A 16,715-nucleotide genomic window follows, 5' to 3' on the forward strand; every position below is an offset into this window, starting at 1 on the left:
CTGCCGCGCCGCCGGGCGAGGGCAATCGGGCACAAGCGGCCTGTGCCTTATTTTTTCAACAAAAACAGCGTTAATTCCTCCCGGTTGTGAAACAGCTGCTTCGCTTTTTGCAGCGAGAACGCCGTCTCCAGCACGCCGGTCACTTCGCGGATCGTCTGCAGCGCCTTCTTGTGCATCAGCTTGACCGTTATAATCGCCGTACCGCCCTGCTGCAGCGCGTCAGCGAGCCCGAGGACGAGCTTGGCCATTTGGTGGGGACTCCAGCTCATATCGCAGACGAGAAGATCGAAGGATCCCGCAGCGAATGAGACTTCGTCCGCTCTTTGGCCATAGTAGGTCAGGCGGGGATGGCGCAGCAGGGACGGGTCCAGCTTCGCCGGATCGACGGCCGTTACCTTGAGCCCGCGCTCCAGCAGCAGCGAGGTCCAGCCGCCGGGCGCCGCCCCGACATCGAGCGCCGACCGGTATCCGGCGAGGTCGAGTCCGAACGCCAGCTCCGCTTCAAGCAGCTTGAACTTGGCCCGGGAAATTTGGCCTTCCTCCCGGCGGAAGCGGACCGCGCCGCCCGGCCAGTCGGACAGATTGTCCTCCGGCCGGGACCAGCCGACGAACGCCTTGCCTGCCTCCAGAAACAAGGACAAAATCCGGTCCGCTTCGCGAACGACAGGCTCCACGCCCCACTCGTCCGCCAGGAGCCGATCGATCGCCGGCTTCAGCTGCCCCGGGACTGCGCTTTCGGGGACGCGCTCGCCCTTGCGGATCTGCACGGCCGCCCGCAGGCCTGAGCGCATATCGCCTGCCGCGCGGATAACAGAGCGAATGCCTTCAAGCAGCGCAGCCTCGTCCCCGTCCCAATCGATCTCGGCGTTCACCGGCTGCAGATGCCGCAAGAAGACGGGCTCGTTGCGCTTGATCCGCTCCAGACCGTCCGCGAACGCCGCGTCCGCCTCCATCATGAACGTCTCGTTCGGCAATATCCAGCGAAACGACACCTTCGTCTCGAACAAACGCCGCACTTCCTCCTGCGCCTGCTGGCCATATCCGCGATTGGCCGTGCCGATCGCCCGAAAGACGTTCGCCCCTGGCTGCGCAGCCGACGTCACTTGATCCGAATGCGCGCTGCCCATCATCCGAGCACCTTGATCCAGGGCCTGTCGTGGAACCAGTCAACCTTGACCTGCACCTGGTACGCCTTCAGCAAATTTTCTTCGTTCAGCACGTTCCGCTTTTCGCCGGAGGCGACGATTCTGCCCTGTTCGATCAGCGCGACATGCGTAAATACCGGCATAATTTCTTCGATGTGATGCGTAACGTACACGATCGTTAAATCTCCCCGCCCCAAATCTTCAATATCGGCCAGCAGCCGTTCCCGCTCATACAAGTCCAGGCCCGAGCACGGCTCATCCATAATGAGCAGCTGCGGGTCGGACATCATCGCCCGCGCCAGCAGCACCTTCTTCCGCTCGCCCTGCGACAGCGTGGCCAGCGGCTGGTTCGCCACATGGCCGAGCCGCACCCGCTCGAGCATGGCGTGCGCCTTGTCCTTCACGGCGGCAGGAATTACCTCGTAAAACCGCAAAAAAGCGAAAGCTCCCGTCGCTACCGCTTCCCATACAGGGTCCGCCGCCCCCAGCTTCTCGAACAGCGATTGGCTGATATAGCCGATCTGCCTGCGCACCTCGCGAACGTCGCATTCCCCGTAAGTGCGGCCCAATACTTCCACTTTGCCGCGGCTCGGAAACTGGTAAGCGTTCATCAGCTCAAGCATCGTCGTCTTCCCCGAACCGTTCTTGCCGAGGATGACCCAATGCTCGCTGGAGCCGATCGTAAGGCTCACGTCGGATAAAATCGTTCTTCCTTCTCTAATAAAATCGATATTGCGCATGGCAACGACTTGCTGCGACAATCTGCATCACACCTGTTCTGTTACGATTTACGGCTTGCTGGCCCGGGCGATCTCCCGGAGCGTCTCTTCCGGCACCGGACCGTTAAAAAGCTGCACGCCGTCCGGCCTGGCCGCGTACAGCGCCTGATACATGCGCTGCCGACCGACATCGCTCGACGTATGCAAATAAATGCGGCGCGGAAAGCGGCCGGCGGCAATCAGACCGCACACGGCGTCCATGCCGCTGGGCTGTCCCCAGCCGAGGTCGTAGTCGAGCGACAGCACGTCGACCTCGCATTCCTTGAGCAGCAGCAGGCATTCCTCCGCGCTGCGGGCATGGACGAAGCCGGGCGGACAGCGGCGGGCATCATCCAAAAATACGTGAATCATCGCTCCGCAAGCTCCTTCACATAGCGGATTTCGGAGGCGTGCGTCATCCCCTTGAGCACGGGCGTCTCCAGCACGACGGGAAGCGAAGCGGAGCGCAAGTACCTGAGCAGCGGGATAAACCGCCGCTCCCCGATCTCTCCCCGGCCGATCGGCGCATGCCGGTCTTTGCCCATGCCGCGCGGGTAGACGGAATCGTTCAGATGCACCGCCCTCAGCAGAGACAAATAACCGAGCGTCGCCGCATGGCTTTGGAGCCGGCTCCAGCCGTCCTCGCCGGCGGGCCACAGTCCGGATGCGTAAGCATGGCACGTATCGAAGCAAAAGCCGATCAGCTCCGGCCGCTCGCACAAGCTGCGCACCTGCATCAGCTCCTCCAGCGTCGTGCCCATGCCCGATCCTTCGCCCGCCTGATTCTCGATCAGCAGCAGCGCTTGTCCTGAAAAGTCAGCCAACACCTCATTCATACATTGTATAATATTTTTATAGCCTTGTAACGAGTCTTTTCCCTTATATTTGCCAAAATGCACGACGATGCCGACCGAACCGCATGCATCGGCGATCTCGAGATCGTTGCGGAGGGAAGCGACCGTCGCTTTGCGCAGCTCCCCTTCATCCGTCGCCATATTCGTCGGATACGGCGTATGGGCGATGCTGGCAATCCCGCGCTCGCGGCAGAATGCCGCGCACAGCTCGGCATCCTTGCGGTCGAACGACTTGATTGCCAGACTGCGCGGGTTTTTGGGAAAATATTGAAAGGCGTCGGCACCGATCTGCGCGGCCGTCTTGGCCGCCGCCAAATATCCGCCGCGAATGCTGATGTGGCAGCCTGCTTTCATCGTCTTCTCCCCTTCCGCGTCAGTGCTGGCATTGCGGGCAGCAAAACGATTTTTTCGACGAAACGTTCCGGCGCTCGATCAGACCGCCGCAGCGCGCGCACGGCTCGCCCTCCCGGTCGTACACGCGGCAGCGGCGGTCGAAGCCTCCCGTCAGCGCATCCCCTTGAAACAGCGGCATTTCCATATAGCCGCCGTACTGCACCGCTTCCCGGAGCAGCTCGCGCATCGCGCGAAACAGCGCATCCCATTCCACTGCGGACAACGACGCCGGCTTGCGCGCCGGCAGCAGCCTGGCCTGAAAGCATATTTCGTCCGAGTAGCAGTTGCCGATGCCCGACAGCACGCTCTGGTCGGTCAGCGCGCTCTTGAGCGTCCCGCTGCGGGCGCGCAGCAGCGCGGCGAACCGCTCGGCGGTCAATGCCGGATCGAACGGGTCCGGCCCCAGCTTGCGCAGCCGCTGCTCCGCCTCCTCCGGGCGGTACAGGTGCAAATAGCCGAGCCGCAGCCCGATAAAGTACAGATGCTCTGCGCCAAAGCTGATCGTCACCTGCACTGTCCTGTCCGGCTTCCGCTCCTTACGCCCGAAGAACATGATGCCGCCCAGCATCAAATGAAGCAACAGCACCTGATCGCCCGTCAAATGAAACAGCAGATGCTTGGCCCGCCGCTCCACGCGGGTAACGGCTTGTCCCGTTATCCGCCGGCGGAACGCATCCGGGTCCGTATTGATCGATTTCACCCGCTCGATCTCCGTATTGGTGATCGTCCTGCCGACTACCAATTCGCTGAGCAGCATGCGGTATGTTTCCATTTCCGGCAATTCCGGCATCGGCTTGATCCCTCCCAAACGCACCATTCTTTCCCTAGACTTCCTTGTTGCCAGGGAAATCATGCAGAGCCGGCTTCAAAAGCCTTCCAGAAACAGCTCCTGCTGCTGCGGTGCGTCAGAGGCCCGTGCCTTGCGCGAAGAACGTCCCTTCCCGGCAGAGGCGGCATAGAGCCTGTCGCCGCCTCGGGACTCCCCGCCGCCCGCGCGCTGCGCCTGGCGCTGCCGTTCCCGCTCCAGCTTGCGGCGCAGCCGCTCGATCCGTTTGGCCAGCTCGCTGCGCTCTTTGCCCGCCGCGCCTGCCCGGCCCGCCTCCCGCTGCCGCCTGCCGGCTCCGCCGGACGGGAACCGCTCCCGGCGCAAATGCGCATCCAGCGCTTCCTCGGCGTACTGCAGCGCCACGTCGTAGCGCTTCTCCTTGTGCTCGTAATGCATGGACAGCTCGATGTACGGCTCGAGCGACGGAACGAACCGCTCTGCCCGCTCCGATATGTACAGCCGCCACAGCCGGCAGGCGACATCGCTGCGCCGACGCTGCTTGAAAAAGGCGGCCAGCGGCAGCAGCGCGGCCGCTGCGCCGGCAGCCTCCGCTCCTTCCGCCGTCAAATCTTCGGCGAGCCGTTCCAATAGTTCGTCGGCCTGCCTGTGCAGCCCTGTCTTCTCCAGCCACAGCCCGTGGCGAACGATCTCGTCGGCCCCGAAGAGGCGCAGCTCGGACCATTCCGCCTCCCCCTCCGCAATGCGGGAAAAATGGATCGCCAGCCCCGCCAGCGACAGCACGTCCAGCTCGTTGTGCTCGAATACCGGACGCAGAATCCGCGGGTCCCGCTCGGCCAAATATTGGAAATAAAGAGCAGGGGCCAGCGAACCGGGCACGTCGTCAGTCCGGACGACCCCGAGCCGGTCTTCCTCGACCTGGCCGAGCCGGCACGACGGCAAAGAATGCTTCCACAAGCTGCGCGACGGATACAGGAAATCGATATGTCCCAGCGGCTCGTCCGGCTGCGCGATGCGGTTCATCACGTAGCGGCTCTTCAGAATCGGCCAATCGAACGATTTGCCGTTGTACGAGACGAGATACGGGCGTTCGGCCAGCCGTGCCGCCACATGCTTCAGCATCGCCTCCTCCTCGCCGGGATGCCGAATCAGCAGCTGTTCGACAATAAACCGGCCTTCCTCCCAAAAGCCGAGGCCAACCATAAACGGCACATTGCCTGCGCCCAGCCCGAGACCGGTCGTCTCCGTATCGAGGAACAGCAGCCGGTCCCATGCCGCGCTGCGTTCATCGGCGCGGCCGCCTGTGTCGTTAGAGAGCGCGGCGCTGCGTTCTGCGCCCGGCCCGGCGCTATCTTCGCGCGCAGCCGCTTGGCCGGCCCCACGCCGCGGAGACGCGGACGTTCCCTTGCTCAGCAGCGGAGCAAGCACTCTTCCGCGCAGATCGCCCAGGCGGTAGCGGCCGTGCCGATGCTCCGGCTCGTACGCCTTGCGCCGCAGGATGAACTCACCTTCCCCCGCCGTATGCAGCGCCGCCGCGAGCGGCGTCCATTCGCCGCCTTCCGACTGCAGCTCCTTCGTCCCGCTGCCGCCGGTTTCTTCCGTGATCGGCCTGCCATCAGCTTCATCCGCGACCGGCCTGCCAGCGGCTTCATCCGCAACCGGCCTGACCCCAGCCGTCCCTTCCGCTGCCGCCGAATGTCCCCTTTCACCTGCCGCCGCTTGGCCGCCGCACGGCTTATTGCCTTCCGCTGCCGACGCCTTGGCCTCTGCCGGCGCGGACTCTGCCGACCTCGACTTGAGCTGCCGCTGCAGCCGTTCCCTGAGCGAGCTCATCAGACATCACTCCGTAATGTGTTTCAAGATTTTGCCCGGATTGCCTGCTACCATCGTATCTGCCGGGACGTCTTTGGTGACGACGGAGCCTGCGGCAACAATGGAATTATCGCCAATGCTGACGCCGGGCAAGATGACGCTGCTGCCGCCAATCCACATTGTTACCAAAATCAGGTGTGCCAGCTTCACACTGTGCAGCTGCATACAAGTGTGCAACTTCACAATAAATCCAGCAATTGCATGCTCATTTTTTTCGCATTCGGTCCTTCGATCTCCGTACCGATGCAAGAAGGGCAGCCGTCCTCGCAAGGACATTGGCGGATCAGGCTTGCCGCCGCCTGCTTGATTTCGTCGAACCGCTTGTACACTTCCTCGGCCAGCCCGATGCCGCCAGGATAATGATCATAGATGAAAATCGTGGGCAGCTGCGTATACTCGGCGCGAATCTGCGACACGACGTGGATGTCGCTGCGGTCGCACATGACATGGACCGGGACGATGTGCCTCAGCACGTTGGATATGCCAAGCAGCAGCTGCTCCAGGATGTTGGTGCCCAGCTGCGGATCGGTCTCGGCCAGCTCGATCCACGCCGCGCTGGTATGCAGTTCCTGTTCGGGCAGATGAATCGGCCCGTACCCGATATTTTCGAACGTGCTCAGCTTGATTTTTTTGAAAATGGTCGGCATCGCATTCACGACGACATCGCCGAAATGCAAGGCGGATGCCCGTCTCTGATTTGTTCTGTCTATGTCCAGCACCTTCAGCTTGACGGCCAAATTCGCATCCGTGTAATACTCGACATCGACTTCCCGCACATAAGCCTTCTTATGATCCCAGTCCAGCTTTTCAACTTGATACTGCATGCCTTCGTGCAAATAAATCGCTTCGTCGTGCAACAGGGTCATGGCGCTGAAACGGTCCATCTCCCCGATAATTTTCACATTCGCCACGTCGGACTGGTCGACGATCACGACATTTTCCTGCGCTGCCGAGCGCAGGCTGACCTCGCTGGCCGGGAACGATTGATTCGCCCAGTAAAATGTCTCACCCGAGCGGTGCAGCACGCGCTCCTCCACCAAATATTCCAGGATGTCCTCGATATCCAGCGGTCCGAACTCCTCCCCTTTTTTGAAGGGCAGTTCGTAAGCCGCGCATCGTAAATGATCGACGAGAATGATCAGATTTTCCGGGTTGATGCGCGCGGATTCCGGCGAGCGGTCGAAAAAATATTCCGGATTGTGCACAATGTACTGATCGATCGGCGTGTTGCCGGCGACCATCACGACCAGCGCCTCGCCATGACGCCTTCCGGCCCGTCCCGCCTGCTGCCATGTGCTCGCTACGCTCCCGGGGTACCCTGTCATGATGCACACCTGCAGCTGTCCGATATCGACCCCGAGCTCCAGGGCGTTCGTGCTGACGACGCCCAAAATTTCCCCGTTTCTCAGGCCGCGTTCGATCTCCCGCCGCTGCTTCGGCAAATATCCGCCGCGATAGCCGCGGATGGACTGCTTGCCAATCTCGTCCTTCACCAGCTCCTGAAGATGACTCAAAATGATTTCGACCCTTACGCGGCTGCGGGCAAAGACGATGGTCTGGATCTTGCTTGCCAAAAACTGCTTGGCCAGGCGGTTTACTTCGACTGTGGCGCTTTTTCGGATGTTGAGCGCTTTGTTGACGATCGGCGGGTTATAAAAAACAAAATGCTTCCTCCCTCTCGGCGCTCCGTTATCGTCAATGAGGCGCATCGGGCTTCCCGTCAACTGCTCGGCAAGCTCTTGCGGGTTGGCGATCGTGGCAGACGTACATATAAAAAGCGGGCTGCTTCCGTAAAATCGGCAGATGCGCTTCAGCCGCCGGATGACATTGGCCACATGGCTGCCGAACACGCCGCGGTATGTATGAAGCTCGTCGATGACAATATATTTCAAATTGCTGAACAGGCTGACCCATTTCGTATGATGCGGCAGAATCGCGGAGTGCAGCATGTCCGGGTTCGTGATGACGATATGCCCGGCATTGCGGACGAGCTGGCGAATCGCCGGAGACGTGTCGCCGTCGTAAGTGTAGCTTTTGATATCGATGCCCATCTCGGCGATGATTTCGTTCAACTCGCTCTTCTGATCCTGCGCCAGCGCCTTGGTCGGAAACAAGTACAGCGCGCGGCTGCTGTCGTCTTCGGCGATCGCCTGCAGCACGGGCAGGTTGTAGCACAGCGTTTTGCCGGAAGCGGTCGGCGTAACGGCGACGATATGCTCCCCCTTGCGCACCGTTTCGTAGGCGGAATATTGATGGGTGTACAGCTGCTTGATGCCGCGCTTGGACAGAGCCGCTTGAATGCGCCCGTCCACGCTGTCCGGCATCGGCCGCAACCTCGCCTCCCGGGGTTCAACCTCGTGCCAATGCACGATATGCTCATGCCCTTTCAACTCTTCGATGAATTGGGCTAACGACTTTTTGCGAAACATCGTATCCTCTCCAAACTGCGAAAACCAAACTGAGAACTGCTGTTCCCCCCATTATAAACTTCAAGCGCGGATTAATAAAGCCCCCGGCTATTTGTTCGTTACTGAAAGTTTAACTTCGCTAAAGCGATAAAGCGAAGTGCGACTTGCTGTACCAAGAAAAACAACCGCTAAGCCGCGGTCGCTCATCCTTGAATGGACTTCGATAGACGTTTTTCTTTCAATATCAGAAAGTTTAAATCCTTTACAGGTCTAAAACGAGAGGGTTGAGCCCGGGGAGAGGCGGCCAACCAGATGATCGGAGAGCGGGCCGGCCCATGTGCCCGGGGAGGGGCTGCGTTAACACGAAGCACGGGGCCGCCGGCTAAGCTTCCCCCTGCAGCAATGTTTAGGTTTGCACCATTAAAGGATCTTGCCGAAGGCAAGGTCTTTTTTACGATAATTTTCGTATCATTCGTCCGGATGGCCTATATACATAGATTGACGGCATTTCCGTACAAGTTCTGCCAGACGGGCCGGCCGAAAAGCGCCTGCAATAACGGTAACGGTTGGGCGATTAACAGGCGGAAGGTGCGGCCGGCTCATCGACTACCCCATTCGTCGAGGTGATCTGTATGACTGTTCCCCGGAAGCGAACCGCCCGAAGCGGCAGACAGGCCAAGCCATGCGGCCTCGTCCGGCTCGGCGCCGAATCGGCGCCGCTTGGCACCGGCTTGAAACCGCTTGGCGCAGACGAGCGGCATGCGCCATGCTGATCCGCTGGCTTTCGCCGCTGACCGTCCTGTATTCGTTCTCGTTCGTAGGCGGCTTCGCCCTGGCGGCCGTCATCCACGCGGCATTGTGGCTGGAGTGGGCCAGCAGCGTTTGCTTTATTTTGGGAGGCGTAACGGCGCTGCTCTGGTATGTATCGCAGTACGGCATCCGGCAGGCGCTCGTCTTATTCGTCGTCTGCGGCAGCTTGTCGTATGCGGCAGAGTGGATCGGCGTTCATACAGGATACGGCTTCGGCCCTTACGGCTACAGTCCCTCGTTCGCGCCGCTCGTCTTCGGCGTGCCGCTGGCAGTTCCGCTTGCCTGGTGCATGCTGCTAGTCATCGCCAAAGCGCTGGCCCCGGTCCGCTCCGATCCTTCGCTGTGGCAAGGCATGACGCTGGCGCAGTCGCAATCGCCGGACAAGCGGCGCATGCTGCGCGAGCGCCGCAACCGCAGAACGCGGCTGTTTCTGCTGCCCGCGCTGTGGGGAGCGACGATGGCGGTAGCGCTCGCTTTGCTGCTCGCTCCGGCGGCAGGCCAGAAGCGGCGCGAGACCTTGTCTCAGCTGCCGGCCGGCGGAAGCGCGGAAGGGGCCGCGGCTTCGTATGCGATTCCGATCAGCAATTTGGTGTGCTGGTGGATTGCCGCCCTGCTAATTTTGAGCATCGTCAACTATGTGCATGACGAATATTTCGAAGCCGGGAAGCGCGCTGCGACAGGAACGCCCTTGATTCCATCGCTGCTTCTGGTTACGGCCGAATCGATGTTTTTGACATTGGCTCTTCGTTCGGGACTGTGGGGGGCGGCCGCGCTGAACGCCGCCTTGCTCGCGCTGCTGTTTCTGTGGAAACGCCGGTCGGTGCGAAGCGAAGCCCGCGGCGCCCGGCCGCGACCGCGTTAAATCCGGAAATAGCCGCAAACGCGAACAAGACCCGTTCGGCTCCTCTTCAGGCCTGGAGCCGGGTCTCGTTCGGCTGCCAAAAGGCTGGCATTGCAGTTGTTCGGACTGTCTGTTAGTAGATGACTGCTGAATCGTCATAATCGAAACGAAAGCCGTCGCGCTCGGCCGACTTGTCGAACAGAGCCTCTGCGGCCGCGGCCTTCGCCTTCAGTTTCAATAGTACCTCACAAAACGGACGCGCCTTAGACTCGTCACCCATCGATCGTGCGGCCATTTGCAAAGCTTGCTCAATGACGGCGATATCCTGACTGGTGAAATCCATGCCGATCCCTCCTGTGCCTGCTATGAAACACGGATTGTATCATTGCCTGTTTCGTTCCGTTTCATGCATGGCCTGCCTTTGGAGAGGGAGCAAGCCTTGCGGGGCTTAGGGCTTATTGCAGCCAAGCATACAGCGGAATGAAGAGCAGCGAAGTGACGATGGCCGCGACGCCCATCGCAAAGCCGCCGACGCTTCCGGCCTGCTCCGAGTCGCGCATGATGCGGGCGGTGCCGATACCGTGCGCGGCAGTGCCGATCGCCGCCCCAAGCGCGATATCGTCGCGGACGCCGGCCGCTCTCAGCAGCGCCGGCCCGAACATGCTGCCGATCAGTCCGGTCAGCACGGTCAACACAGCCGTCAGCTCGGGAATGCCGCCGGCCTGACGCGAAATTTCGAGGGCGATGGGCGAAGTGACCGATTTCGGCATCATCGTGATGATCAGCTCCATAGAGCCGCCGAGGCTCCAGACGAGAGCGGCCGACAGCAAGATCGCGCTGACCGATCCGGTCGTGACGGCGGCAAGAATAGCCGCAGCGTGGCAGCGGACGCGGGCGGCGTTTTTGTACAGCGGCACGCCCAGCGCCACTGTCGCCGGACCGAGCATAAAGGTGATATAATCTCCGCCGATCCGGTATGATTCGTAGGGAATTCCGCTCGCCAGCAAAAGGACGACGATGGCGGCGGAGGCGGCAAACAGCGGATGAATGCGCGGCCATCGTTCATGCAGCTTCAGCGCCGCGGCGTATGCCGCTACGGTCAACGTCACGCCGAACAGCGGCTCATGCACCAGCTCGGATAAGCTCATCCCGAAATATCCTCCTTCGCCCCTGTATTTTTCCCGGGCCGCCGCTTGCCGAATGCGGCGTCGACAGCTTTAGCCGACCAGCCTGTCGTAAGCAACACCCCGAAGGTGCTCAACAGCAAGGAAGCGATGATTTGCAGCGCATGCTCGCCGATATAAGGAAAAAATACCATCGTGCCGACAACAAAAGGCGCAAAAAACAACAGCATGTGCCGGATGAGAAAAGCGCTGGCCTCCTCCACCCATTCCAGCTTGACCCATTTCAAGAACAAAGCCGCCGTAAACAGCAGCATTCCGAGCACATTGGCCGGAATCGGCAATTGCAGTCCGGATTGCAGCGCATATCCGAGCAAATAAAAACCAAGCAGCAGCGCGAATCCGGTCACGTCCATTCCCCCTCTCCCGCATGACAGCGCTTGCTGTTTACTGCGCATCGCATCTGGGCTGCGGCTCTCGCCTGCCTGGCGAACGGCGCTCCCCTGCATATTTCCTTCCCTTCGGTGACACATTAATGGTTGGCGGTCTTTCAGGCCGGCCGATTCCACTATACGACAAGGAGCTGCAGCGAACTATGGCAAAGCCGGATAACCGCGCCGACAATGTCGAGCATTTGCAGAACAATATTAACCATACGATTGAAAACATCGAGGAAGCCGAAGCGTATTTGGCCGAGCATGCGGAAGAAATCAGCCCGCAGGAGCAGGAGCAAATTCGGGAAAAGAACGCCCGCCGGCGGGAAAGCCTGGATTCGTTCCGCAGCGAAATTCGCGACGAAGCCCGGCATCAGCATAACGAGTAATCGCGCCAGCTGTTTGCGCGAGGGCAAGCCCCGCCTTTCCTCCGAAGGCGGGGTTTATTTTCGACCATATAGAAGCCGTTGCCGGAAACGGGAGACGTGACGGCAAATTGTCATGCCCCGCCTCCGCCCCGCCCAGGCGCGGCCAGCTCAAAGCGGAAGTGGTCGTATGCCAGCAGCGTGTTGCCGTGGATCGCCTTCGCTTCCGCAAGCAGCCGCTCGGTCTCTTCGCCCTGGTATCGGGAACTGATATGCGTCAAAATCAGCACGCCCGCCCCCGCCTCGCGAGCGGTTTTGGCCGCGTCCGCGGCCGTCGAATGGTCGTACTTTACGGCCAGCTCCTTCCGGTTCTCCATGAACGTCGCCTCATGCACCAGGACATCGGCGCCGCGCGACAGCATCAGGCTGCCGGGGCAAGGCTGGGTGTCGCCGAGAATCGTCACCGTTCTGCCGCGGATGGACGGACCGACGAAATCGGCAGCCCGCAGCACCGTCCCGTCCTCCAGCACCACATCTTCGCCGCGCTTGATTTTGCCGTACAGCGGCCCTGAGGCAATCCCCAGCTCCTTCAGCCGCTCTGCTTGCAGGCGACCCTTTTGCGGCTTCTCCTCGATGCGATAGCCATGGCTGTCGATGCGGTGGACGAGCGGCGCTGTCGTGACGCGAAACTGCTCATCCTCGAATACGACGCCCTCAAAATCCGGCTCGAATTCTTCGATCTCTAGCGGATAAGCCAGGTGCGCCTGGCTGACCTCCAGCGCGGTGTGAATGAAGCGCTTCAAGCCGACAGGGCCGTGCAGCGTGAAGGGCGTGTCGCCCCCTTGATAGGACCGGCTTGTCAATAAGCCTGGCAGCCCGTACAGATGATCGCCGTGCAAATGCGTGACGAACAGCCGCTCCAGCTTGCCGATGCGCACGGGAGCCCGCAGCACCTGATGCTGCGTCGCTTCCCCGCAGTCGAACATCCAGATGGCATTGCGTTCCGCCATCAAATTCAGCACGAGCGAGGTGACGTTCCGTTCCTTCGAAGGCATGCCGGCTCCCGTGCCAAGAAAATATAACTCCACGTGTCCATCGTCTCCATTTGCGTAATCGCGTAAAGATAAAGAGTGGAGCCCCGCTTAAGCTCCACCCTATTATACCCTATCTTTTGCTGTTGATGTCAGCAAAAGCGCCGATCTTGAAACCGTTCGCCGGCCTCCGGCTACATTTTGTCCACGTTAAAATATCTCGCTTGCGGGTGTGCGAAAACGATCGCCGATACGGAAGCCTCCGGCTCCATCATGAAGCCTTCCGTCAGCTGTACGCCGATATCTTCAGGCTTCATCAGCGCGAACAGCTTCTCCTGATCCTCGAGATCCGGGCAGGCCGGGTAGCCGAACGAGAAGCGCTGGCCACGATACTTCGCCCCGAAGCGCTCCTGCATCGTCATCTCTGCAGGATCGGGGAAGCCCCACACATCCCGCATCATCTGATGCACGCGCTCGGCGAAGCCTTCGGCCAGCTCCAGCGCCGTTGCCTGCAGGGCGTGCGAGCGCAGGTAATCGCCTTTTTCCCGCCACTCTGCGGCTTTCTCGCCAATGCCCTTGCCCGCGGTCACGACGAGGAAGCCGACATAATCCATCTCGCCGCTATCTACCGGCCTGAGGTAATCGGCCAAGCAGAGGAACGGCTCGGTCTCCTGACGCGGGAACGAGAAGCGCTGCAGCACGGTCTTCCGGTCGGCCGGATCGTAGATCAGCACGTCGTTGCCGTCGGCCTGCGCCGGGAAAAAGCGGTACATGCCATGCGCCTGGATAATGCCTTCCTGCTGCGCTTCAACCAAAATACCGTCAACCGTCTCCTTCAGCTGCAGCGCTTTGGCGTCCCGGTCGGCCAGCAGCTTCTCAACCTTGCCTTTCAGGCCGAGGTGATGTCCAAGCAGCATCTGCATATTCACATACGGCACTAGATGGCTGATCGGATAGTCGCGCAGCACATGCCGCTCGAAATCGGGCGGCGTCTGCACGGGCACGGTCCGGTCGACCTGCGAGGTGCGGACGCGCGTCAGCGGCGGCAAGGCGTTATCCTTTCGGCCGGCTTCCATCACATCCGAATCCATGCTCTCCCGCAGCTCCTTGATCAGCTGCTGGCGCTGCTGCGGATCGCTCAGCTTGTTGGCGAGATCGAGGCCGTCCATCGCATCCTTCGCGTACAGCACGATGCCTCCGTACTCGGGAGCGATCCGCGTCTTGGTGAACTTCCGGGTGAGCGCCGCGCCGCCGACGAGAATCGGCACGTCGATGCCGGCGTTTTTCAAATCCTGCGCGGTGACGACCATCTGCTGCGCGGATTTAACAAGCAGCCCGGACAGGCCGATGGCATCCGGCTTCTCCTTGCGGTAAGCCTCGATCAACTGCTCCGGCGGCACCTTGATGCCGAGGTTGACGATCTGGTATCCGTTGTTCGAGAGAATGATCTCGACCAAGTTTTTGCCGATATCGTGCACGTCCCCCTTGACGGTGGCGAGCAAAATTTTCCCCTTCACGGCGCTGTCGGCCTTCTCCATATGAGGCTCCAGATAAGAGACGGACGACTTCATGACTTCCGCGCTCTGCAGCACCTCGGCGACAATCAGCTCGTTGTTGTTGAACAGACGGCCGACCTCGGCCATGCCTGCCATCAACGGGCCGTTGATGATGTCGAGCGGCGTGTACTTCTTGAGCGCTTCGTCCAGATCGGCGTACAGCCCGTCCTTCGACCCTTCCACCACATACGCAGCGAGCCGCTCCTCCAGCGACAGGCTCGAGGCCGTCTCCTTCTTCTCCACCTTCTTGGCGCGGAAATGGGCCACGAACGCGGCGAGCGTATCGTCATTCGTATCGTAGATCAAATCCTCGGCAAGCCTGCGCTCTTCCTCCGGAATGGACGCATAACGCTCCAGCTTCTCGGTGTTGACGATGGCAAAATCAAGACCGGCTTTCGTGCAGTGGTACAAATAGACGGCGTTGAGCACCTCGCGGCCCGCCGGCGGCAGTCCGAACGACACGTTGCTCAGGCCGAGCACCGTCTGCGTCTCCGGCATCGCCTGCTTGATCAGACGAATGCCCTCGATCGTCTCCTTCGCCGAGCCAATGTACTGCTGATCTCCCGTGCCGACCGGGAACACGAGCGGATCGAAGATGATGTCCTGCGGCCTCATCCCATACTTGCCGACTAGCAAATCGTAGGAGCGTCGGGCCACCTCCAGCTTATCCTGGGCCTTGATCGCCTGCCCGCGCTCGTCGATTGTGCCGACGACCGCCGACGCGCCGTATTTGTGGATAAGCGGCACGACCCGCTCGAATTTCTCTTCGCCGTCCTCGAGGTTGATCGAGTTGATGATCGCTTTGCCTTGCGAATACTTCAGTCCGAGCTCGATCACGCGATGGTCGGTCGAATCGATCATGAGCGGCGCCTTGATCTTCTTGACGACCAGCTCAAGGAAGCGCTGCATGTCCGCCAGCTCGTCGCGGTCCGGGTCCTGCAGACAGACGTCGATGACGTGCGCCCCGCCTTTGACCTGGGCTCGCGCGATTTCCGACGCCTCCTCGTATTTCCCTTCGGCAATAAGCCGCTTGAACGCCCGCGAGCCGAGCACGTTCGTCCGTTCGCCGACCAAGTACGGCCGGTTGGCGTCCTCGATGTAGACGGTCTCGATGCCGGATACGGCCGGCGGATGCGAGCCCTGCGGCTGTCTCGGCTCGTACCCGGCAAGAATCTCGGACATGGCCCGGATATGGTCCGGCGTCGTGCCGCAGCAGCCGCCGGCGATATTGAGCCAGCCCTGCTCGGCGAAGCCGGCCAGCTTCTTGGCGAGCGAGTCCGGCGACTCGTGGTATTTGCCGTTCTCGTCAGGCAAGCCGGCGTTCGGATAGCAGCTGATATAAGTGCAGGAAATATCGGACAACGTGCGAATATGATCGCGCATGAATTCCGGTCCGGTAGCGCAGTTGAGGCCGATGGATATCGGCTCGAGATGCTCGAGCGAAATGTAGAACGACTCGATATTTTGCCCGGCAAGCGTCGTGCCCATCGGCTCGATCGTGCCGGAGATCATGATCGGCAGCTTCCGTCCCGTCTCCTCGAACGCCTGGCGTATGCCGATGCTGCCGGCCTTGACGTTCAGCGTGTCCTGCGACGTCTCAAGCAGCAGCGCATCGACCCCGGCCTCGATCAGCGCGGCCGCCTGCTCGCGGTAGCTGTCGACCAGCTCGTCGAACGTGACGCCGCCGGTAACCGACAGCGTCTTGGTCGTCGGCCCCATCGCTCCGGCGACATAGCGGGGCCGCTCCGGCGTGCTGTATTTATTCGCGGCCTCCACGGCAATTCGCGCCGCGGCAAGGTTGATCTCTCTGGCCTTGCTCTGAAGCCCGTATTCTGCCAGCACGACGCTGGTCGCTCCGAACGTATTCGTCTCTATAATATCGGAGCCGGCTTCCAGATACGCCTCATGGATGCGGGCGATCACATCGGGCCGGGTCAGCACGAGATTCTCGTTGCACCCGTCCAGCTCTTCGCCGCCGAAATCGTCCGGCGTCAGGTTCGCCTGCTGCAGCATCGTGCCCATGGCTCCGTCCAAAATCAATATTTTACGTTTCAATTGTTCCTGTAACGATGGCTTGGTCATTCCAACATTCCCCTTTCCCCCGACTTCGGCCGACGTGAGCCGGGGAGCGCGACGATGAAGCCCCTCGTCATGATTGGGCTGCGGCCGATTCATGAGGGCGGCGCCCTGCGGCGTCCGCTTTAAGCGTTTTAAGGCTTAGTTTATCAGAAACCGTATGCAATGAAAAGCGACAATCTTTGTTTCAAGCGCTTGCAATCCGCCCAAAATGGCCAAATTCATATTAAATTCAATTAATCCCATAGGTTTTATGTTTTTTGAGGC

At 60.6% G+C, this 16,715-nt stretch carries 14 protein-coding genes and 1 pseudogene; 2 read left to right on the plus strand and 13 right to left on the minus strand.

Annotation, left to right across the window (positions count from 1 at the left end):
• Nucleotides 1–47: 47 nt before the first annotated feature.
• The 8 genes and pseudogenes from F591_RS0108295 to F591_RS0108330 all read right to left on the minus strand — a co-directional run bounded on the left by F591_RS0108295 (nucleotide 48) and on the right by F591_RS0108330 (nucleotide 8,235).
• Nucleotides 48–1,127: an SAM-dependent methyltransferase gene (locus F591_RS0108295; protein ID WP_019534130.1), complete on the minus strand. Its 1,080-nt coding sequence runs from the start codon at nucleotides 1,125–1,127 to the stop codon at nucleotides 48–50.
• Nucleotides 1,127–1,885, minus strand: coding sequence for an ABC transporter ATP-binding protein (locus F591_RS0108300; RefSeq protein WP_040741313.1), 759 nt, complete (start codon nucleotides 1,883–1,885; stop codon nucleotides 1,127–1,129). Before F591_RS0108300 ends, F591_RS0108295 begins: the two co-directional genes overlap by 1 nt.
• 48 nt (nucleotides 1,886–1,933) lie before the next feature.
• Nucleotides 1,934–2,275, minus strand: a complete 342-nt coding sequence (locus tag F591_RS0108305; RefSeq protein WP_019534132.1) for a cyclic-phosphate processing receiver domain-containing protein — start codon at nucleotides 2,273–2,275, stop codon at nucleotides 1,934–1,936.
• The gene (locus F591_RS0108310) at nucleotides 2,272–3,111 is read right to left on the minus strand and encodes a deoxyribonuclease IV (RefSeq protein ID WP_019534133.1); all 840 of its coding nucleotides are present in this window, start codon (nucleotides 3,109–3,111) and stop codon (nucleotides 2,272–2,274) included. Before F591_RS0108310 ends, F591_RS0108305 begins: the two co-directional genes overlap by 4 nt.
• Nucleotides 3,112–3,130: 19 nt before the next feature.
• Nucleotides 3,131–3,940 carry a bifunctional DNA-formamidopyrimidine glycosylase/DNA-(apurinic or apyrimidinic site) lyase gene (mutM, locus tag F591_RS0108315; protein WP_026326464.1) on the minus strand — a complete coding sequence of 270 codons (810 nt, stop codon included), beginning with the start codon at nucleotides 3,938–3,940 and terminating at the stop codon, nucleotides 3,131–3,133.
• Nucleotides 3,941–4,015: 75 nt separating this feature from the next.
• Nucleotides 4,016–5,767 (minus strand): ribonuclease H-like domain-containing protein, encoded by a 1,752-nt coding sequence (locus F591_RS27620; RefSeq protein WP_019534135.1) that lies wholly within the window; start codon nucleotides 5,765–5,767, stop codon nucleotides 4,016–4,018.
• 6 nt (nucleotides 5,768–5,773) lie between these two features.
• A pseudogene (locus tag F591_RS0108325) lies at nucleotides 5,774–5,926 on the minus strand (DapH/DapD/GlmU-related protein); the annotation flags it as partial.
• 59 nt (nucleotides 5,927–5,985) lie between these two features.
• On the minus strand, nucleotides 5,986–8,235 hold the full coding sequence (locus F591_RS0108330; protein ID WP_019534137.1) for a DEAD/DEAH box helicase: 2,250 nt from the start codon (nucleotides 8,233–8,235) through the stop codon (nucleotides 5,986–5,988).
• Between the two features lie 745 nt (nucleotides 8,236–8,980).
• Between F591_RS0108330 and F591_RS0108335 the strand changes: the two genes are divergently transcribed.
• A complete protein-coding gene (locus F591_RS0108335; RefSeq protein WP_019534138.1) occupies nucleotides 8,981–9,886 on the plus strand; it encodes a carotenoid biosynthesis protein in 906 nt (301 codons plus the stop codon).
• A 112-nt stretch (nucleotides 9,887–9,998) separates the two neighbouring features.
• Here F591_RS0108335 and F591_RS0108340 read toward each other — a convergent pair whose 3' ends face one another.
• The 3 genes from F591_RS0108340 to F591_RS27625 all read right to left on the minus strand — a co-directional run bounded on the left by F591_RS0108340 (nucleotide 9,999) and on the right by F591_RS27625 (nucleotide 11,402).
• Complete coding sequence (locus F591_RS0108340; protein ID WP_019534139.1) at nucleotides 9,999–10,208, minus strand: hypothetical protein; 210 nt, start codon at nucleotides 10,206–10,208, stop codon at nucleotides 9,999–10,001.
• A 112-nt stretch (nucleotides 10,209–10,320) separates the two neighbouring features.
• Nucleotides 10,321–11,013: an LrgB family protein gene (locus F591_RS0108345; RefSeq protein ID WP_019534140.1), complete on the minus strand. Its 693-nt coding sequence runs from the start codon at nucleotides 11,011–11,013 to the stop codon at nucleotides 10,321–10,323.
• On the minus strand, nucleotides 11,010–11,402 hold the full coding sequence (locus tag F591_RS27625; protein WP_019534141.1) for a CidA/LrgA family protein: 393 nt from the start codon (nucleotides 11,400–11,402) through the stop codon (nucleotides 11,010–11,012). Before F591_RS27625 ends, F591_RS0108345 begins: the two co-directional genes overlap by 4 nt.
• Nucleotides 11,403–11,581: 179 nt before the next feature.
• Here F591_RS27625 and tlp point away from each other — a divergent pair, with 179 nt between their 5' ends.
• Nucleotides 11,582–11,809, plus strand: a complete 228-nt coding sequence (gene tlp / locus F591_RS0108355) for a small acid-soluble spore protein Tlp (RefSeq protein ID WP_019534142.1) — start codon at nucleotides 11,582–11,584, stop codon at nucleotides 11,807–11,809.
• 110 nt (nucleotides 11,810–11,919) lie between these two features.
• Here the strand turns inward: tlp and rnz are convergent, their stop codons facing one another.
• Together rnz and metH are read right to left on the minus strand one after the other, a co-directional pair.
• Nucleotides 11,920–12,873 (minus strand): ribonuclease Z, encoded by a 954-nt coding sequence (rnz, locus tag F591_RS0108360; RefSeq protein WP_019534143.1) that lies wholly within the window; start codon nucleotides 12,871–12,873, stop codon nucleotides 11,920–11,922.
• 137 nt (nucleotides 12,874–13,010) lie between these two features.
• Nucleotides 13,011–16,454 (minus strand): methionine synthase, encoded by a 3,444-nt coding sequence (gene metH, locus F591_RS0108365; RefSeq protein ID WP_019534144.1) that lies wholly within the window; start codon nucleotides 16,452–16,454, stop codon nucleotides 13,011–13,013.
• Between the last annotated feature and the right edge of the window lie 261 nt (nucleotides 16,455–16,715).

It is taken from the genome of Paenibacillus ginsengihumi DSM 21568, from assembly GCF_000380965.1.
Taxonomy (GTDB): Bacteria; Bacillota; Bacilli; order Paenibacillales; family NBRC-103111; genus Paenibacillus_G; species Paenibacillus_G ginsengihumi.

Excerpts from the sequence above, each read along its gene's own strand:
- metH (WP_019534144.1), bottom strand. The coding sequence starts at position 16,454 with ATGACCAAGCCATCGTTACAGGAACAATTGAAACGTAAAATATTGATT.
- F591_RS0108300 (WP_040741313.1), bottom strand. The coding sequence starts at position 1,885 with ATGCGCAATATCGATTTTATTAGAGAAGGAAGAACGATTTTATCCGAC.
- F591_RS0108340 (WP_019534139.1), bottom strand. The coding sequence starts at position 10,208 with ATGGATTTCACCAGTCAGGATATCGCCGTCATTGAGCAAGCTTTGCAA.
- F591_RS0108310 (WP_019534133.1), bottom strand. The coding sequence starts at position 3,111 with ATGAAAGCAGGCTGCCACATCAGCATTCGCGGCGGATATTTGGCGGCG.
- tlp (WP_019534142.1), top strand. The coding sequence starts at position 11,582 with ATGGCAAAGCCGGATAACCGCGCCGACAATGTCGAGCATTTGCAGAAC.
- F591_RS27625 (WP_019534141.1), bottom strand. The coding sequence starts at position 11,402 with ATGGACGTGACCGGATTCGCGCTGCTGCTTGGTTTTTATTTGCTCGGA.
- F591_RS0108345 (WP_019534140.1), bottom strand. The coding sequence starts at position 11,013 with ATGAGCTTATCCGAGCTGGTGCATGAGCCGCTGTTCGGCGTGACGTTG.
- F591_RS0108335 (WP_019534138.1), top strand. The coding sequence starts at position 8,981 with ATGCTGATCCGCTGGCTTTCGCCGCTGACCGTCCTGTATTCGTTCTCG.
- F591_RS0108295 (WP_019534130.1), bottom strand. The coding sequence starts at position 1,127 with ATGGGCAGCGCGCATTCGGATCAAGTGACGTCGGCTGCGCAGCCAGGG.
- F591_RS0108330 (WP_019534137.1), bottom strand. The coding sequence starts at position 8,235 with ATGTTTCGCAAAAAGTCGTTAGCCCAATTCATCGAAGAGTTGAAAGGG.
- mutM (WP_026326464.1), bottom strand. The coding sequence starts at position 3,940 with ATGCCGGAATTGCCGGAAATGGAAACATACCGCATGCTGCTCAGCGAA.
- F591_RS27620 (WP_019534135.1), bottom strand. The coding sequence starts at position 5,767 with ATGAGCTCGCTCAGGGAACGGCTGCAGCGGCAGCTCAAGTCGAGGTCG.
- F591_RS0108305 (WP_019534132.1), bottom strand. The coding sequence starts at position 2,275 with ATGATTCACGTATTTTTGGATGATGCCCGCCGCTGTCCGCCCGGCTTC.